Here is a 17,316-nt window from a genome sequence, read left to right as displayed (position 1 = left end):
AAACCTCTTGTTATTATTTCTGGCCCTTGGCGGCGCGTATGGCTGCTTCATAGGCGGCGATGTCCGCCCGTTCCTGGCTGACGGCGGGATCGGAACCGAACTTGGCCGTCTTATCCTTCACCTCATTGACCAGGGCGCTGTCCTCCGCCGTCATCTTCTTGCGGTTGGTGGGAGTATCCAGCAACTGCACGTACTGGTTGCCGGCCTTCCAGGCAACGTACCTGTCGGAAGGCTGCTTGCCCGCGCCCTGGGAAATCGTATTCCTCTTCCACAGCGTATCCATCTGCGCCAGCACGGCGGGGGCGGACCACTTCACGAGCCCCTTGTACGAACCCGTGATGTTCATGAAGTTGATCAGGGCCTTGTCCAGCTCATTCTGCTTCAGGTAGGCTTCACCCTGCAGATAGAGGACTTCCGGCAGATTCTTCTTGTAGGTCTTGTTTTCGCGGTATTTGTCGGCGGCGGCGATGACGGCCGGCCAATCCTGGCGAGCGGAGGTGAACTTGACCAGATTGTACTGAGCGTCTTCCATGGCCTTGCGGTCCGGATTGGAGCTGGACTCTTCCTTACTCAGTTCATCCTTCATCATCTTGATGGCGGTATCCACCTTGGCCTTATCCTTGCTGCGCCCCAGAGCTACGGCTTTCCCGAAGACCGCATTTTTGCGGTACTTGGACATGCCGTTGATGCGGGCCTTTTTACGCACCGGATCAGGTTCCGACGGATCCAGGATTTCATCAAAGTAGGCGATGCTTTCTTCAGGCTGGGAAGCGCCGGCCAGGTGCGTGCCCAGCTTCACAAGCGTATACGGAGGCAGGTCGGAAGGCTTGAAGTCGCGCTTCAGCTCCACGAAGAGCTGCTTGACCAGACCTTCCAGGGCGGCCTTCTCGGCACGCTGTTCGTCCGTTTCCACAGGAGCCTTTTCATACCGTTCCTGAGTCTGGGCAATGACGGCCATACGAAGCATGGCGCTCAGCGTCTTGTCTTTATCATTGTCCACACCGGGGAACCGGTAGAAGTGGTTGCGCATGGCATTGGCATCCAGATTACGGCCCAGAGCCTGATTGCCGGCCATATACGTCTTGGTATAGGAATTGACGGCTTCCTCCAGGAGGACAGTCATCTTGGGATCGTCCTTCTTGCCTTCCCTCACGATAATTTCCTGCATTTTGACGGATGCCGGGTCAAACATCTCCTTGTCATCCTTGAAGAAGTCCATGGCGGCGGCGCCCAGCTGGAGGCTGTAGCGGCTGCCGGGCTGATCGCTGTCTTTCCAGTACTCGTCATACCATTTTTTGACCTCGTCCCGGCGCGCCGTCCTGGCCGTTTCCACGGCTTCCTTCGGTTCTACCGGAAGAGGCTTCTTGGTGGCATTGATAAACAGGTTGTACACGGCTTCCGCAGCGGGACGCTTGTCGCCCAGTTTTTTGGCGGACTCCAGAGCAGCCAGGAAATAGCCTTCCGCTTCCTGCTCATGTTCCTTGCTGCCGGCATACAGATTAGCCAGCAGATTGTTGGCATACGGGAACAGGCGGTGGTCCTTGAAATTGTCCACAATTTCCTTCGCATCCTTCGCAGCAAGCTCTTCATCTCCGGGGTTCTTGCGGTTCAGGTAGTTGAAGGCCCGGTCATACAGCACGGCGGCCATATTGGCATCATCCTTGTCCGGGAAACGGGCAATGTAATTGGTAAAGGCCCGGATAGCTTCATCCGTATTGCCCAGGTTCGTGTAAGTTTCGCCAAGAAGGTACATGGCCGTTTTCAGATAGGTGCTGTCACGGTATTCCTTCACGAAGCGTTCCAGCACCGGAACCGCTTCCTTGTAACGGGAAGCGTCGGAAGCCCCCAGGTTGAACAGGGAAGCTCCTTTGCAGTACAGGGCCAGTTCATAGAACTTATGGGTGGGGTCATTCTTGTGCAGCTCCATGACCTTGTCCGCCTGCTGGACGCAGAGGTCGAATTTCTTTTCCTTCAGGAGTCCCTCCAGAGACAGCGTATTAAGCATGGGAGCATATTTGGAATTGGGGAATTCCTTCAGGTGCTGCGCCACAAGCTCGCCACCCTTGTCCGCTTCTCCCAGCTGCCAGGTGGTCATCGCCAGGTAATACAGGTTATCCTCCCTGCCCGGAGCGTCCGGGTAGGATTCATTGATAAGCTGGTAGGCAGCGCGGGCAACCCTTTGAGAACCATGCACCAGAGCCTGGTTGCCCATGAAGCTGAACGTGAAAGCGTCCATGACCTTTCCATCCTCCTTCATCTTGTTGAACTGGTCGATCAGGGCAGTCACCTTCGCTCTGTCCAGCGTATGGGAGAAATCCGTCACGCCCGGCACGGCGCCGTTGGCGCGGCCCAGACGGTCCAGGGAATAATTGGCATCCGCCATGACTCCGGCCTGATCGGGAAGAAGGCCCATCAGCACCATCGCCAGGGAAGCATAATCTTCAGACTCTTTCTGCTTTCCTTCCTGAAGCAGGGCGCGGGATTTTTCCAGCACCTCCGCAACGTAGCTCACCAGCCGCGGAGCGTACAACGCCACACGCGTGGGGCTGATATTCATCACGGAAGGGTAGTTTTCCACAAATTTCACCGTTTCGCTGCATTTGCCGGTCTTGATGGCGGCATCCACCATCGCCAGGAAGCCGTTGGTGATAACGGCATCCGTAATACGGCGGCCCTTGTAGCGGGACGTGACGCAGGAGCCAAGGTTTTCCAGACCTTTTTCAAAAGCAGGCGGGGACATCTTGAAATAGCATTGGGCCAGAAGCCCCTGCACTTCACCGGCATTGACGTTTCTGGCGACAGGGTCGCTGCGGTATTCTTTCAAGAATTTCTCCAGCAGCTCCGCGCCCTTGGCAAAATCGCCCAGACGGCAGTAATTTTCCCCTTCCCGGAACAGGGCCATTTTCACGAGCTGGTTTTTAGCGCTCGGAAACTTGGTGTAACAAGTCTTGAACGCTTCCACCGCTTCCTTGTAATTCTTCAACTGGGCCAGGCAGACGCCCTTCTGATAATAGAACCAGCCGAAGCCGTCATCCAGCCCCAGCATTTTGATACGGGGTTCATAAACGCGGATGCAGCGCTCCACGGCCTCCAGGGCTTCCTGCCACTTCCCTTCCTTCATGGCCGTCAGAGCCGTGCGCTGGTAATCGCGCGGGCCATGCTGGGCGCCGGATGGAAGTGCCGCCCCGATACTCAGCACGGAGACCAGGCCTGCAGCCAGTGCAGTAGTATAGTTTGATTTGATCATGTGTTTAAAATTCGTTGAAACAGAAGAGATAATAAAACAGGCACAGTATCTGTGCAAATACACGGAATGCACCTATCTGTAATGGATTGCGTCATTTTAACAGGATGTGTCAAACTCTAAAGAAGAAAGTTTTACCTTTTTAGTCATCCTTGCAAGAAAGTTCTTTCAGCCTCCGTCTGTTTGAAGCTGGGGCAGGTGGGCGCCGGACATCCGGGAAAATACTGCTTTTCCCGGCATAAAAAGGCTTTTTCAATATCCCGCCGCACCACTCTACGGCCAAAGGAACTCTACGCTCCCTCCTTCACCATTTCCCGGCAGGACACGGCTCACGGCTTCATCAGCCCCGAATCCCGTCCATCAAGACATCAAAGGCACATGCAACATGGCGAAAACAGCGTCCGCCGAACCGGATGCCATTTTTCCGGCATCCACAGCCATGCCGGGCTTCTCCCCCAGCAACAGCCCCGCCCAATTTTCTTTTTTCAATAGGAAATCCCAGCCGCGAACTAAAAGGAAATATCATGAAAAACGGAGCGGAATAAACGCCTTCGCCTTCTCTGATGAAAAAACAGCCATTCCTCCCCACGGGGAGATACGGGAAAAATATACTTCCTCCCCCCGTATTCCCCAATAACAAATGATCACTTCCGGGAATCACCAATAAGGACCTTCCGGTCACTGCACAAATAAGATCAAGAGTTCAAGCCGCTTTCTCCTTTATCTGCTTCACCTGCCTTCCAATATCACTCTTTCAATCCCTCCCGTGAATGAACAGGTTTCCTGAAGCCGGCACCTCCAACGTTCTCCCGAATGCGCATCTTCAGACCGCCTGTCCCCCCCCCTCCCGAACGCTCACGGAATACAATACTGGAGAAAGACAGCAACATTTTCTTGAAGCTCCGTCCCCGGTCAAAATTCACGGCTATCCGCCGCCTGCGGTTCCCCGGAAGGGAAAAACGGATTCCGCGCCGGGCCATGAAAGGAGTATGGCTCCAGCCAAAACTGCATCTCCCAACCAGAACATTTATCGTACAATAAAAGGGGCATGCCCTGCTCCGAACTTTTCCACGGAGCTTTGCTGCCGTATGCAAGCCTCTGTTTCCCCCGGCAATAACAAAAAGCTTCCGCACCCCAAAGGGAACGGAAGCTAAGAGACAATGAAAAAAATAAAGGTAATTTACTTTCAGTCGTCCTTAAGATCGGTCAGAGCCACCGTTGTAATTCCGGCTTCCGTCAACGCGTTCATGACGTCAATAACACGCTGGTGGGGGACATCCCCTTCCACCCACAACTGCACTACCGGCTTGGTGCCTACGGCGCTGGCTTCCTGTTTTTTGGCTTCCAGCTGCTGCACGAGCGTCGCCAGGTTATGGTTGTTCATGTCATTGTCGATCATCAGGCTGTTGTCCTTGCCCCAGTAAATAGTGCCGTCCTTGATGATGCGGATCAGCGCCGGCTCAATCTGGGAGGCGTTTTCGCCCATGGATTGACCCGGCATGGACATATCCAGCTTGCGTTCCTGAATCAGGGAAGTCGCCACAATGAAGTAAATCAACAGAAGGAAACACACGTCGATGAGGGAGGAAATATCCAGCTTGGGATCTTCATCCTCAACCGTTTCCAGTTTTTTGTGTCTTGCCATAGCGCGTAAAGTTATTCAGCCTTGTTTGCAGTAGAGGAATTCTTGGCAGGCAGAACGGCAAAAATCACTTTGATTACACCGCATTCCGCAGCCACACGGATTACCTCCCGGGACCCTTTGAAGAGAGCCTGCTGGTCACCGCGCAGATAAAGGCGCGTTTCAAAATCCTGCTTGTCCTTGAAGCGTTCCGCAAGGTTCTTGATATATTCCTTGAGTTCGTCGGTGGAGTTGAGCGGGGTGCCTACGTCGGAGGACCAGAGAACACTGGGATCTACGCCGGGCGGCCGCTTGCCCGCGCCTTCCCCATAAACATTCACCACAATGCAGCCGTTGGCGGATTTCACTTCACCGGAGCTGCTGGCCGTGGGCATCTGAATGTTCTTATCTTTTTTAACGGTAATGGCCGTAGCGTTCACCACGAAGAAAATCAACAGGAGGAAAACCATGTCGATCATGGGGGACATATCCATTTCCCCATTTACTTCTTCAGGCGCTACATTAGCTTTCTTCTTACCCATAAGCTACATTTGGTTGAGATTCTCCGGTCCGGCTCCGCACACGCGGAAGCTTCCGGACCGGACCGTCTGTTTCGGCAATCAGGCCAAACCTTCAGGAATACGGGCAAGCTGGGCTTCAGCGTTCACCACATTGATGGAGGTATTCACCATTTCCTGCACGGTGCCCACGCATTCAGCAATATGGGCATTGGCTATACCCTTCTGGAAGAAGAAGAACGGAGTGGCGATAATGGCGTTGATCAAGCCCCAGAAGGTCGTCAGAAGGGCCACAGAAATATCACCGGCCAACTGGGTGGGGTCCGCCTGGCCTGCGGTAGCCAGCGTACCGAACGCGCCCACCATCCCCTGCACCGTTCCGAACAGACCGAGCATGGGGGAAATCTGCGCGCAAAGGGCCAGCATGTTAATCCACTTGAACACGGCACGGCTTTCGTTGGCCGTAAAGTCGGCTACGGCGTCTTCAATAGCATCCTTGCCAAGGTCTTCCGGACGGGTGGCATCCACGTTCGGCAGAGCGTAGGCAACCAGACGGCCCAGATAGGTGGGGCTGCCGGCAGCCACTTCAATGGCGGACCGGATGCGGCATTCGGCCATCAGCTGCAACAGGGTGACCTTGAGGTCTTCCGGGCAGAATTTTTCCTTTTTCAGGGCTACCATGTTGTAGATCACCAGGAAGATGATGAAAGCTTCCACCAGCATAATCGGAATCATGGTCCAACCACCGGCAATGATCCATTTGTCAAGCATGGTCTGTTCCTGCGGAGCAACAGTTTCAGCGGCTTCCTGAGCGAAAGCGGATGTAGAAAACGCAGCCATCAGAACGGAAGCAAATGCAACGAAACGGAAGCCCAGTCTAAAAAGGTTCTTCATAATTTAAGTTATATGGTTGTTCAACAAGATACTGACGTATTAAAGCATGCCCATTCAGACTTGCAAGCATTCATTTTAGACCTTGTAAAAAATTCAGCCGCCTGCGGAACCGCATTCCCGGGCCAGCCGGCTGCAGATGGGGCAGCGCCCCCCGCATCCCCGCGCAGGACAATATTCACGACCGTACAGGACAATACGCAGATGAAGATCTCCCCATGAATTTTCAGGGAAAAGGCTTTTCAAATCACGTTCCACGGCTTCCACCGTTTTTCCCTTGCTCAGCCCCCACAGACGCGAAAGACGGAAAATGTGGGTATCCACCGGAAAGGCGGGAACGCCGAAAGCCTGAACCATGACGACGGAAGCCGTTTTATGCCCCACCCCCGGAAGAGATTCCAGAGCAGCAAAGTCGCAAGGAACCTTCCCGTTGTATTTTTCCACCAGGATGCGGCTGAGGTTCACGATGGCGGACGCCTTCCTTTCCGAGAGACCGCAGGGCCTCACAATTTCCCGGACCGCGGCCACATCCTGCCGGGCCATTTCCTCCGGGGTGGAGGCCAGAGCGAACAGAGCAGGAGTCACCAGATTTACTCTCTTGTCCGTACACTGGGCGGACAAGAGAACCGCCACCAGCAGCGTATAAGCGTCGCGATGCACCAGGGGAATGGGTGGGGCCCCGTACAGGGACATGAGCTCTTCCCGGACAATGGAAGCCCGTTTTTTCGTATCCATGCCGCCAGATTACCACTCCGCCCGCACAGCGGAAAATAAAAAAGCGCCGCCATGCAGTGATGGCGGCGCCGGGATGAAAAGCACAGGTCAGTCAGCCTTGGCATAAAACCCCTTGGAAACGCGGTGCCGCAGGGCCGCATACATGGCGCGGCAGTGCCTGTAGCCGCGGCGGCTGCCGAGCACCTCCAGGCTGTTGGCGGGATCTCCCCAGCGGACAATCGTCAGTTCCACATAGCGGCGGCCCCACTCCTTCATCAGCTTCTTGTTGGGCTGGTAAATATCAATGGTGCCGGTGCCGACCAGGGCGCTTCCGTAATCATCAACAACGTAAAGGTAGGGCTGGCCCTTGATGCGGAACGTCGTCCCCAGGGGATAAACGGACCAGTCTGCAGCGGCGCTGCGGACGGAAGACGTGTATTTCAGCGTCGTCCCAACGGCATTCCGGGGGCCGTAAGCCAAATGGTCGCGTTCGGAATGGGTATAAGCCGTGGTGCGCACTACACGGGTGCGCTGAGCGGGATGATAAAACGGCATCTTGTGCTTGTCGCGCCCCAACTTGGGAAGTTTGGAAGAAGGCGCTGCCGAGCGACTGGGGGCCAGGGGCTGGACGAATCCCTGGGCAGTTTCACCTACACGGGCTAAAACAAGAGCGTCACTACTGGATTTCCCCATGCCGGTTACGGCTCCGTTTGTCGAGCAGCTGCTGACAAACATGGCCGCGACGGCACAAGACAGGGTGGCAATTATTCTTAAATTCATGCGGTACGAGGTTAGGCGCCATACACATGGCAATCACTCCGGCAAAACCTTCAGGCCATGTGCGGAAGCCGGAAAATCGGCGACGGCGGCTCTTGGGTACGAAATAATCCCTGCCTTGGCAATCCTTTTTTCCCCTCAGCCCTTACCAAACAAGGAAGATCTATTATTATAAATTGCTAAAAATAAACAACATATAAAACATGCCGCATTTTTGTCATATCATGACAAATAATATACTTCCCGAAACACTTTTTTCTATCACACCACGACACACTTTTTTATTTTTACCATATTCAATTTATAATAAAAATATTACGCACACAAAGAGCACGCAATCACTCAAAAATATTTCCTGAAAAAGCTCAAGGGCAGATATCCCGCAAAGGCGTCATGGGCAAGAAAAACGCGTCTCCCGTTGAACGAATTTCCCTTTGCCGTTCAAGGTTCCACGCGAATTCCTGCCCGTTCCCTTGCCATCTCCGCATTTTCACAGCCTTCCCATGCAGCAGAAGGAAGGGGTCAAGAAGAGACTGGGAGGAAGATTCCCCTGTAAGGGAAAGCCGGAAAGTCCGGATGTTATCAGTAACGTTCCCGCCGCAAAAACGCGCCACGGGAAAAGACGCTCCTGCCCGGTTGAAAAAAGCCCCCTCCCTGGCCGTTGTCTTCCAAATCCGGGTAACGCTCATACCGGAAAAAGGAAGTTCAGCCGGAGAAAGGGCTTCCTGTCCGTTTTAACGGCGCTGCCACGGGAAGGAAGCGCCTATGACCTTCATTTCTTTTCCCTTCCGGGCAGCCTTCCATAAAAGGTTCCGGAGTTTCACCCGGCAGACGGGCACATACCGAATGGGCTGTTGCATCCGTCCGGAAATAGATTACACTCCGGTACGAACATGCCCGCCGGCCTTCCTCAACACCTCACGCTGGATTATTTGCGCGCCCTGCTCTCCCGGGGCGTGGAGAAAACCACCGTCACGGAAGAAGCCAGAATGGTTCTGAGAAAATGGGTCATGGACGCGCGCCGGATATCCGGAAGCCCCCTCCACTCTTCCGTTTCCGCCCATCCTGCCGCAAGTGAAACACGGCCGCAACAGCCCTCCCCGGATCAGCCGCCTTCAGACTCCGTGGATGAAGCATCCTTCGGCAATGAACTCCGGGATATCCTCAACGGAGTACAGCCGCACAGAACGGAGGAGGAAGTTCCGGTACCCCGCCATATCTCTTTTGATCTGGAAGGTGAAACGGAGGAAGAAAAACTGTCCTCCCTGCGGGAACTGGTCGTTAACTGGCCGCCGCTCCGGAACATGGATTCCCTGAGGGAAACGCCCGTCTTTTCCTCCGGCAACCCCAGGGCGGATATCATGATGGTAACGGACGCTCCCGGACTGTATGAAGAAAAACAGGGCTTTCCCCTGGCCGGCCCTTCCGGGCAGAAACTGGACGCCATGTTGAAAGCCATGGGGATTTCCCGCTCCGATATTTACCTGACCCATCTGGTCAAATACCGCCCCGCCCTCCCCCGGCAGCTTACCAACAACCGTCCTCCTACAGACCGGGAGATAGAAATTTCCCTGCCCATTTTACGGGAGGAAATCATGCTGGTGCGCCCGAAAGTAGTGGTAGCCCTGGGGGCCATCGCAGCCCGCGGCATCCTCCAGTCAGGAGAAACGCCTCTTTCCGCCCTGAGAGGCGCCTTTCACACAGCTTTCAACACGCCCGTGCGCGTTACTTATAATCCCAGTTATCTTCTCCGTACGGAAGATATTTCAGAAAAGCGAAAGGTTTGGGAGGATATGCTGTGTGTCATGGAACAGGCCGGTCTGCCCATCTCTGAAAAACAACGTTCCTACTTCCTGCCCAAAAAGTAATATATGGATTATCTAAACAGCATTCTGGAGCGCAAACGCGCCGATTTGAAAAAACTTCTTCCTCTGGAAGGGAAATTACGGGCCTCCGCCATCCAGCGGAACGACTATGCGGGATTCCGCACCGCGGTGGATCTTGGGGAAACCCGCCTCTCCGTAGTTCCGGAAATATCCAGGGTGCATCCCGCCCTCAGCCTCCGGGAAGGAGTACAGGATATCCGGCACATGTACGACATGTTCCTCCAGGGCGGAGCGCAGGGCATTTCCATCGCTGTGGAACCGGAAGTATACGGCGGCTCATGGGACATGGTGTCCACTGTTTCCAGAATCAGCTCCATTCCCGTCATGGCGCGCGACGTGTTCATTCATCCCGCCATGATCTGCCAGGCTATCGTCTCGGGAGCGGATGCCGTCAACCTGGTCGCGGCCGCCCTGCCGGCAAAAGATTTGTCGGAGATGTACCGCATGGCTTCCGGGCTGGGCCTGGACGTGATGATGGAGGTTCACACCCTGAAAGAACTGGAAACCGTCATGGATCTGGAAGCGGAATTCATCTGCATCAATAATGCAGACCCTCACACGCTCCAGGCCAATCCTGTAGTCACGGAAAAACTCATTGAAGAAATACCCGCCTCCGTTACTGTCCTGTCCGCAGGGGGCATCCGTACCGTGGAAGACGCGCGCCGCATGTTGGATGCGGGAGCCAACGGCGTTCTTCTCCAAGACGAACTTGCCCGCATGGATATTCCCCAGGATTTCATGGAGGCCATTCTGGCTCTCCGGGCGGACTGATTTTCCGCCCTTACTATATTATAATAGAAAAAACCTCTGCATCCGCACGCATGGGGAAATGCGGGATTGAAGAAATTATCCCGTCACTGTAAATCCTTCGCCCCGAACGCCCCGCGGATATGCCTGAATTCCGGGGGTTTCCCTTCCCTGTACAGGACTTCCACAACATCGTAGCGGAAAGTCACCGGTTCCGGAAGCAGGCGAAGCCATTCCGCCGCGCCCTGGCGTATCAGCGCCCTTTTGCGGGCGTTCACGGCGCGGCGAGCGCCACCATAACCATTTCCCGTACGGGTTTTCACCTCCACAAAAACAAGGCACTCCCCTTCCCGGCACACCATGTCCAGCTCTCCGCCTCTGACGGGGCGCCAATTTCTTCTCAGGACAACGCACCCTTCCGCACGCAGGAAGGAGGCCGCAGCCAGTTCCCCGTACATTCCCAGCCATGCCGTATCACGCTCACCCCTGCTCAGGGAAGGACAGTTCCATTTGTGAAACCGGCGCAAACGAGCGGCGATGGAGCGGACAGGGCCCATGCCTCCGCAGAGCTTCCATATGGGCTTTCGTGCCATATCCTTTGTGTTTTGCAAAACCGTACTGCGGGTAGGAAGCGTCCGCTTCCGTCATCATGCGGTCCCTCGTTACCTTGGCCAAAACGCTGGCGGCGGCTACGGAAAGGCTCCTGCCGTCCCCTTTCACAATGGCGCGGTGCGGAACAGGAAGCCCCTTGACCGGCAATCCATCCACCAGGCAGAAATCCGCGCGCAGGGCCAGGCCTTCCACCGCGCGCGCCATCGCCAGATGAGTGGCTCTCAAAATGTTGAACCGGTCTATTTCTTCCACGGAAGCCACTCCTACGGAACAAACCGCCTGTTCGCACTCCAGAAGAGCCAGGAACAGGCGTTCCCTTTTTGCCGCAGTCAATTGCTTGGAATCGTTCAGACCGGCCAGATCCTCCGCCAAAACAGGCAAAATAACGGCTCCGGCTACTACGGGGCCGGCCAACGGCCCGCGCCCGGCTTCATCCACTCCGGCCACGCAAAGAAAACCGGAAGCCCGGGCCTCCATTTCAAAACTCATATCCGGATGCGTTTTTTCCTTCATGGCGCTATTCCTCCTCCTGTTCCTCCGGAAGGCGGGTCAGCAGAATCTGCGTGATTCTTCTGCCGTCAGATCCCGTCACCACAGCCCGGTAGCGGCCAATCCTCAATTCCTCCCCTTCTTCCGGAATATAACCCATCCGGCTGATTACGTAACCGCCCAGCGTGGTCACGCCCGGACAATCCAAATCCATTTCAGGCAGGTAATCGGCCAGGTCAAACAGGGTAATAGCCCCATTGACGGCATATGTATCCTTGCCGGTTTTCACAAACTCCCGCATTTCCTCCTGGTCAAATTCGTCCTGAATGTCATCCCCTACAATCTGTTCCAGCACATCATCCAGGAATACCAGGCCGATAGAATCGCCGAATTCATCCACTACCAGGGCAAAGTGGGCATGTTCTTTCAGAAAGAACGTGAGAAGGCTGTCCAAGGGCATCGTATCCGGCACCACGCGCAATTCACGCCGCACGCTCATCAGATCCGGATTTTCCCGTCCCACCAGTTTGAGCAGGTCCTTGACGTGCACCCAGCCCTTCACTTCATCCAGGTGGTCTCCTTCCACCAGTGGGAACCGGGTGTGGCGGGATTTCCGGGCAAGCTCCCAGTTTTCCTCAAAGGGAGCCGTCAAGTCCATCACATCCACTTCAGAGCGCGGGGGCATGACGTCCTTGACGCACATGTCGTTCAGTTCAAGGGCATTCTTGGAAATTTCCGCCTCCTGCTTCGTCAGCTCTCGGGAACGTTCGCTTTCTTCCACCAGATACATCAGTTCATCCGTGCTGTGCACCGGGCACGCCGTAGAACGGGGATCAATGCCCAGCAGGTATTTCAGCACAAACCGGGTCATTCCGTTCGTCAGCCCTAGAATACCCGTATACCTGAACACCGTATAAAAGAAATACAGCAGGGGAACCGTCGCCAGGGCGGACTTGTCCGGATGGCGCATCGCCATGGCCTTGGGGATAAATTCCCCAAATACCATCTGGCAGCAGGCAAAGAAAATAAATGTCACGGCCAAAGCAGTTCCGTAAACGGAAACCATGCCTCCCAGTCCCACGGAAACCAGAAAGGGAGCAGTCAATTCCGATACAAAAAACGTCCCCAGGAATCCCAGCGCCAGGGAAGAAAGAGTAATGCCCGCCTGACAGGCGGCCAAATAAAGATCGGGATGCTTGGCCGCCTTCCGTGCCCGGGCCAGTTTTTTCCGGGTTCGGGCCGGAACGCCTTCTCCGGCGTGCAGCTGGCTTTCGCGAACTTTCATCAAGGCGAACTCGCTCGCCGCAAAAAACGCATTCAACAGTAAAAAAAGGACAAAGCCGGCAACTGCCAGCATCATCCCATCCAGCGCCGGGCCTGAACCGGGCGCTTCAGCGGCCCCGAAGGCCGCAAGAATACTCAGAGGATCCGGATCATTCATTCTGATTCAAATAACATATTCGGAGAAGAAGGCAGAGATATTGCCCGGCACTTGTCATCACAGTTTTTCATAAACGCCCTTATCCCGGCGCTCCAGCACGGTGAATCCGGCAGCCTTGGCGTCTGAAACGGAAAGAGGCTTGGTTACCTCCGGCACATTAATGCGGCTGATGACCTTACGCACGGGATGCTTGCACACCAGGCATTTTTCAAGCGGCGCACGGTCCACGGGACGCCTCAACTCAAAACCGCGGCGGCACACCGGACAGGACAGGCCGGGGTCGTCAGGGTTTTCGGAAATATACTCGTATATGGGCATAGCAAAACGCTAGGCTAAATAAAAATCAGCCTAGCGTCAAAATCTTTATAAGGCTGCAACCTTTCCCTGTCCTTACCAGCTGGACTTGGTCACACCGGGGATCATGCCGGCGTTGGCCAGTTCACGGAAGGAAATACGGGAAAGCTTGAAACGGCGGATAAATGCGCGGCGGCGGCCGGAAACAAGGCAGCGGTTGACCGTACGGGTCGGGCTTGCATTGCGGGGCAGCATGGTTAAACCGATATAATCCTTCTCAGCCTTCAATTGCGCACGCAGTTCTGCATAGCGCTTGACGGTTTCAGCCTTTTTCTTGTCTCTTGCGATCCAGCTCTTCTTAGCCATAAGTTCGGCGGAATAAGTAGAGGGACGGGAATGAAAAATCAAGCGCTTTTTTTCGATTTTATCAAATTCAGGCCGTTTTCAATGTCATCCGGCCTTTCCTCCAGCCTTCACGCATGGGATTGAACACCTGTTTCTTTTACAAATATACCGCGTGAGAAGGCATCCGCAACGTTCACAACAGGATGGAAGAAGCCTGTTTATTTAACTCTTCCTAACCATTATCTCCAACACCCCATGGAAACATATCTGGAAGGAGTCCGAGCAAAACAGCCAACTCTCTGGGCACGAAAGATGTTTTCCGATTTTTTAGAAATATCCCAACAAATAAGATGATCATGATAAAGATCCGCACCTCGAAGGCGCTGCTTGCGCAGACATGGGCGAGCGTATCATCCCGGCATTTGAAGGCTTATGGACGAAGCATTTGCCGGATATGATAGACGGAACCCGGAAGAGGCCAAGACATGCAGAGCTCTGCATGGAACGCTATTTTTCAATGGGTTCCGGCAGCAATTCCCAGTAAATCTCGGAAAAAACTGTGGAAGAAAAGAGCGTTGCTTTTCCAGGAAAGGCCGGTTCATCTCCGCCAGGAACCGTTTCATCAAAGCAGTCTCCGGAGGCTCCTGGGAAAAGCCTGCGGCGAAACATGATTTTGTCCTTTTCTCCGGGGGGGGAATGGGGCATCATGCCGCCGCACACTAATCATTGACGTACATGAAAATCGTAGTTGCATACTCTGGCGGCCTTGACACCTCCGTTCTTCTGAAGTGGCTCAAGGAAAAATATAATGCCGAAATCATCGCCTACTGCGCAGACGTAGGCCAGGCGGAAGAACTGGACGGCCTGGAGGCCAAAGCTCTGGCGACGGGCGCCTCCAAATGCTTCATCGGCGACCTCAAGGAAGACTTCGCCACCAACTACATCTTCCCGATGATGCAGGCCAATGCCCTTTACGAAGGCCGCTACCTGCTGGGAACCTCCATCGCCCGCCCCTGCATTTCCAAGGATATGGTGGATCTGGCCATCCGGGAAGGCGCGGACGCCATCGCCCACGGCGCCACCGGCAAGGGGAACGACCAGGTCCGCTTTGAACTGGCCGTCAATGCCCTGGCTCCGAACATCAAGGTCATCGCCCCGTGGCGCGATCCCGAATTCCGCCAACAGTTCCCGGGCCGCACGGAAATGATCGCCTACGCGGAATCCCACGGCATCCCGATCCGGCAGTCTCTGAAAAAGCCTTATTCCATGGACCGCAACCTGCTTCACATTTCCTTTGAAGCCGGGATGTTGGAAGATACCTGGTACGACGGCACCACCCCCGCCGACCGTGAAATGTACAAGCTTTCCGTTTCCCCGGAAGACGCTCCGGATCAGGCCGAATACATCCAGCTCCTGTATGAAAAGGGCAATGTCATCGGCATCCAGTACGATGGCCTTGACGCCCTGCTGAAAGAACTGGGCGTCACCCCGAAGGGAGAACGCGACGGGTACACCCTGCTCAGCCCCCTGGGCGTCATGTACGTGCTGAACGCCCTGGGCGGCAAGCATGGAATCGGCCGCGTGGATATCGTGGAAAACCGCTTTGTGGGCATGAAGAGCCGCGGCATTTATGAAACTCCCGGCGGCACTATCCTGCTGGCGGCCCACCGCGATATTGAAACAATTACAATTGACCGGGAAGTGCAGAAAGTGCGCGACTCCCTCATCCCGGAATACGCCACGCTGGTTTACAACGGCTTCTGGTTTGCACCGGAACGCGAGGCCATCCAGGCCCTCGTGACCAAATCCCAGGAAACCGTCAACGGGGAAGTACGCCTGAAACTCTACAAAGGCAACGTCATGTACGCCGGACGCCGTTCCCCGCAGTCCCTGTATTCCGAAGAAATCGCCACGATGGAAGGCGGCCACGAGGAACTGTACAACCAGAACGACGCGGAAGGTTTCATCCACCTCAACGGATTGCGCCTGAAGCAGTTCAGCCGCGTCAACAAACCCTACGGCAATTAAGCGCCCGTAACGGCCCCGCTCTTTATCAAACCGTCCGGAAAAGGTATTCCGGACGGTTTTTTCTTTGCAATAACCTTTTCCTTTCCCTCGTAGTGACCGTATGGGATTCCTTTCACACGCATTTCTGGCGGCTGTATTCTCGCTCTCTCCCTTTTTGGCGTCTGCCGCGGCCTTCAAACCCAATATCATTCTTATTTACGCGGATGACCTGGGCATGGGCATGCTGGGCTGCTATGGCCAGGAAATCGTGAAAACACCCAATATCGACCGCCTGGCCAGCCAGGGCATCATGTTCACCCGATGCTACAGCAGCCAATATTGCTGCCCGGCGCGCGCTTCCCTGCTTATGGGCGTGCATGACAGCCACTCCCATTCCTACACCCAGACAGCGGGAGCCCTGGTCATCACGGCGGAACGGGAAGGCTGGTCCAATGAGCAACTGGAAGAGAAAGCGGCACGGGCAGCACGCATCAAGGCCGCCGGGGGAGAAGTGTTCCTCCCGGAATTGCTGAAAAAAGCCGGATACGTCACGGGACAGTTCGGCAAGCTGGAATGGGGATTCACCACCTGGCACGGAGAATTGAAAAGACACGGCTGGGACCGCTATGCAGGGTACATGGACCATCAGCGGGCCCATGGCTTTTATCCCTCCTTCCTCTGGAAAGACGGCGAACGCCTCCCCCTGAAAGGCAATACCCATGCCGACGGAGGGAAAACCACGGAAGACTACAGTCCGGGAGCCACAGAAAAACGAAGAGGCAACAGGGAAGGCAAAGTCACCTACGCTCCGGACGTGATGCTGGCGGAAACCCTTCGTTTCATGGAGGAAAACCGGAACAGGCCCATGTTTATCTTTTTTTCCACCAACCTTCCCCACGGCCCGGTAGATATTCCTCCGGAAGAAAACACGTACGCGGGCTTCCCTGCCATCCGCCAGGCCTATGACAATGCCAGCGGAACCGACAGGGAATGCGCCGGAGCGGCAGAAGAATACGCTTCCATGGTGGACAAGCTGGACAGGCAGGTCGGAGCCATCGTGGACCAGGTGCGCAGGCTGGGCCTGGACAAGCGCACCATTATCATTTTCAGTTCCGACAACGGGCATGAACTTTACTACCGTACGGATAAAGGCCGCGGCCGCGGGCCCGACTGCCACGGAGGCGTCCTGGACGGCACCGGGGAACTGCTGGATGTTTTCCGCGGCAGCCGCGGCCGCATTGGCCCAAACAAATCCATGGCCAATCTGGCCGGCCTGAAATGGACCAGCCATGAAGGGGGCATCCGTGTTCCCCTTATCATTTCCTGGCCCGGCACGCTGCCCTATGGAAAGGTCTGCCACAATCTGGTGGCCAACTACGACCATATGGCCACTTTCGCCGATCTTGCAGGGGTCCGCATGCCGGAAGGCAAAGATGCCGTTTCCTATAAAGATATACTGTTCGGCAACTTCGCCAGGCAGCGCGATTATGTGGTCGTGGACCACACCGTCATCACGGGAGACGGCTGGAAACTTACGCAAAAACGGAATAAACCGTTCCTCTTTCACATAGGCAGGGACCCTGAAGAAAGGCATAATCTTGCGGAAACAAGGAAAGGCCAGCTGGAAAAACTCCAGGCCATCTACAGAAAGGAAGTGGGCAGCCCCAGAAAAGACCGGTAAAAACCGGAACCGGCCCGGCGCACCCCTTTTTCCGCCGGGCGTTTTTGCA

At 55.2% G+C, this 17,316-nt stretch carries 15 protein-coding genes; 4 read left to right on the top strand and 11 right to left on the bottom strand.

Annotated elements, in window-relative coordinates; translation table 11 throughout:
• Positions 1 to 13: 13 nt before the first annotated feature.
• From CI070_RS12320 to CI070_RS12285, 6 genes are all read right to left on the bottom strand, one after another.
• Positions 14 to 3,247, bottom strand: coding sequence for a tetratricopeptide repeat protein (locus CI070_RS12320; RefSeq protein WP_094136884.1), 3,234 nt, complete (start codon positions 3,245 to 3,247; stop codon positions 14 to 16).
• 1,183 nt (positions 3,248 to 4,430) lie between these two features.
• Positions 4,431 to 4,889, bottom strand: coding sequence for an ExbD/TolR family protein (locus tag CI070_RS12305; RefSeq protein WP_094136881.1), 459 nt, complete (start codon positions 4,887 to 4,889; stop codon positions 4,431 to 4,433).
• An 11-nt stretch (positions 4,890 to 4,900) separates the two neighbouring features.
• Positions 4,901 to 5,407, bottom strand: coding sequence for an ExbD/TolR family protein (locus tag CI070_RS12300; protein WP_094136880.1), 507 nt, complete (start codon positions 5,405 to 5,407; stop codon positions 4,901 to 4,903).
• A gap of 78 nt (positions 5,408 to 5,485) precedes the next feature.
• The gene (locus tag CI070_RS12295; RefSeq protein WP_094136879.1) at positions 5,486 to 6,277 is read right to left on the bottom strand and encodes a MotA/TolQ/ExbB proton channel family protein; all 792 of its coding nucleotides are present in this window, start codon (positions 6,275 to 6,277) and stop codon (positions 5,486 to 5,488) included.
• Positions 6,278 to 6,370: 93 nt separating this feature from the next.
• Positions 6,371 to 7,009, bottom strand: coding sequence for an endonuclease III domain-containing protein (locus tag CI070_RS12290; RefSeq protein ID WP_094136878.1), 639 nt, complete (start codon positions 7,007 to 7,009; stop codon positions 6,371 to 6,373).
• 87 nt (positions 7,010 to 7,096) lie between these two features.
• Entirely contained in the window at positions 7,097 to 7,768 is a 672-nt protein-coding gene (locus tag CI070_RS12285) for a 3D domain-containing protein (protein ID WP_256943580.1), read from the bottom strand.
• A gap of 890 nt (positions 7,769 to 8,658) precedes the next feature.
• Here CI070_RS12285 and CI070_RS12270 point away from each other — a divergent pair.
• Entirely contained in the window at positions 8,659 to 9,633 is a 975-nt protein-coding gene (locus CI070_RS12270) for a uracil-DNA glycosylase (RefSeq protein ID WP_094136874.1), read from the top strand.
• 3 nt (positions 9,634 to 9,636) lie between these two features.
• The gene (locus CI070_RS12265; protein ID WP_094136873.1) at positions 9,637 to 10,422 is read left to right on the top strand and encodes a hypothetical protein; all 786 of its coding nucleotides are present in this window, start codon (positions 9,637 to 9,639) and stop codon (positions 10,420 to 10,422) included.
• An 83-nt stretch (positions 10,423 to 10,505) separates the two neighbouring features.
• Here the strand turns inward: CI070_RS12265 and CI070_RS12260 are convergent, their stop codons facing one another.
• The 5 genes from CI070_RS12260 to rpsN form a co-directional block, all read right to left on the bottom strand.
• The gene (locus tag CI070_RS12260; protein ID WP_218823932.1) at positions 10,506 to 10,856 is read right to left on the bottom strand and encodes a YraN family protein; all 351 of its coding nucleotides are present in this window, start codon (positions 10,854 to 10,856) and stop codon (positions 10,506 to 10,508) included.
• A gap of 22 nt (positions 10,857 to 10,878) precedes the next feature.
• Complete coding sequence (locus CI070_RS12255) at positions 10,879 to 11,523, bottom strand: ribonuclease HII (RefSeq protein ID WP_094136872.1); 645 nt, start codon at positions 11,521 to 11,523, stop codon at positions 10,879 to 10,881.
• A gap of 4 nt (positions 11,524 to 11,527) precedes the next feature.
• Entirely contained in the window at positions 11,528 to 12,940 is a 1,413-nt protein-coding gene (locus CI070_RS12250) for a hemolysin family protein (RefSeq protein WP_094136871.1), read from the bottom strand.
• Between the two features lie 57 nt (positions 12,941 to 12,997).
• On the bottom strand, positions 12,998 to 13,258 hold the full coding sequence (locus CI070_RS12245; protein ID WP_022198575.1) for an FmdB family zinc ribbon protein: 261 nt from the start codon (positions 13,256 to 13,258) through the stop codon (positions 12,998 to 13,000).
• A gap of 72 nt (positions 13,259 to 13,330) precedes the next feature.
• Positions 13,331 to 13,600, bottom strand: a complete 270-nt coding sequence (gene rpsN, locus CI070_RS12240; RefSeq protein WP_012419610.1) for a 30S ribosomal protein S14 — start codon at positions 13,598 to 13,600, stop codon at positions 13,331 to 13,333.
• A 714-nt stretch (positions 13,601 to 14,314) separates the two neighbouring features.
• Between rpsN and CI070_RS12230 the strand changes: the two genes are divergently transcribed.
• Positions 14,315 to 15,607: an argininosuccinate synthase gene (locus tag CI070_RS12230; RefSeq protein ID WP_094136987.1), complete on the top strand. Its 1,293-nt coding sequence runs from the start codon at positions 14,315 to 14,317 to the stop codon at positions 15,605 to 15,607.
• Positions 15,608 to 15,707: 100 nt separating this feature from the next.
• Positions 15,708 to 17,267, top strand: coding sequence for a sulfatase-like hydrolase/transferase (locus CI070_RS12225; protein WP_094136870.1), 1,560 nt, complete (start codon positions 15,708 to 15,710; stop codon positions 17,265 to 17,267).
• Positions 17,268 to 17,316 lie beyond the last annotated feature (49 nt).

The organism is Akkermansia muciniphila (assembly GCF_900184965.1).
Lineage (GTDB): Bacteria > Verrucomicrobiota > Verrucomicrobiia > Verrucomicrobiales > Akkermansiaceae > Akkermansia > Akkermansia muciniphila_A.
Note: the sequence above shows the minus strand (reverse complement) of the source record. Positions and strands in the feature narration are given on the sequence as shown.

Coding starts and splice junctions, on each gene's coding strand:
- CI070_RS12320 (WP_094136884.1), bottom strand. CDS start 3,247: ATGATCAAATCAAACTATACTACTGCACTGGCTGCAGGCCTGGTCTCC.
- CI070_RS12305 (WP_094136881.1), bottom strand. CDS start 4,889: ATGGCAAGACACAAAAAACTGGAAACGGTTGAGGATGAAGATCCCAAG.
- CI070_RS12300 (WP_094136880.1), bottom strand. CDS start 5,407: ATGGGTAAGAAGAAAGCTAATGTAGCGCCTGAAGAAGTAAATGGGGAA.
- CI070_RS12295 (WP_094136879.1), bottom strand. CDS start 6,277: ATGAAGAACCTTTTTAGACTGGGCTTCCGTTTCGTTGCATTTGCTTCC.
- CI070_RS12290 (WP_094136878.1), bottom strand. CDS start 7,009: ATGGATACGAAAAAACGGGCTTCCATTGTCCGGGAAGAGCTCATGTCC.
- CI070_RS12285 (WP_256943580.1), bottom strand. CDS start 7,768: ATGAATTTAAGAATAATTGCCACCCTGTCTTGTGCCGTCGCGGCCATG.
- CI070_RS12270 (WP_094136874.1), top strand. CDS start 8,659: ATGCCCGCCGGCCTTCCTCAACACCTCACGCTGGATTATTTGCGCGCC.
- CI070_RS12265 (WP_094136873.1), top strand. CDS start 9,637: ATGGATTATCTAAACAGCATTCTGGAGCGCAAACGCGCCGATTTGAAA.
- CI070_RS12260 (WP_218823932.1), bottom strand. CDS start 10,856: ATGTACGGGGAACTGGCTGCGGCCTCCTTCCTGCGTGCGGAAGGGTGC.
- CI070_RS12255 (WP_094136872.1), bottom strand. CDS start 11,523: ATGAAGGAAAAAACGCATCCGGATATGAGTTTTGAAATGGAGGCCCGG.
- CI070_RS12250 (WP_094136871.1), bottom strand. CDS start 12,940: ATGAATGATCCGGATCCTCTGAGTATTCTTGCGGCCTTCGGGGCCGCT.
- CI070_RS12245 (WP_022198575.1), bottom strand. CDS start 13,258: ATGCCCATATACGAGTATATTTCCGAAAACCCTGACGACCCCGGCCTG.
- rpsN (WP_012419610.1), bottom strand. CDS start 13,600: ATGGCTAAGAAGAGCTGGATCGCAAGAGACAAGAAAAAGGCTGAAACC.
- CI070_RS12230 (WP_094136987.1), top strand. CDS start 14,315: ATGAAAATCGTAGTTGCATACTCTGGCGGCCTTGACACCTCCGTTCTT.
- CI070_RS12225 (WP_094136870.1), top strand. CDS start 15,708: ATGGGATTCCTTTCACACGCATTTCTGGCGGCTGTATTCTCGCTCTCT.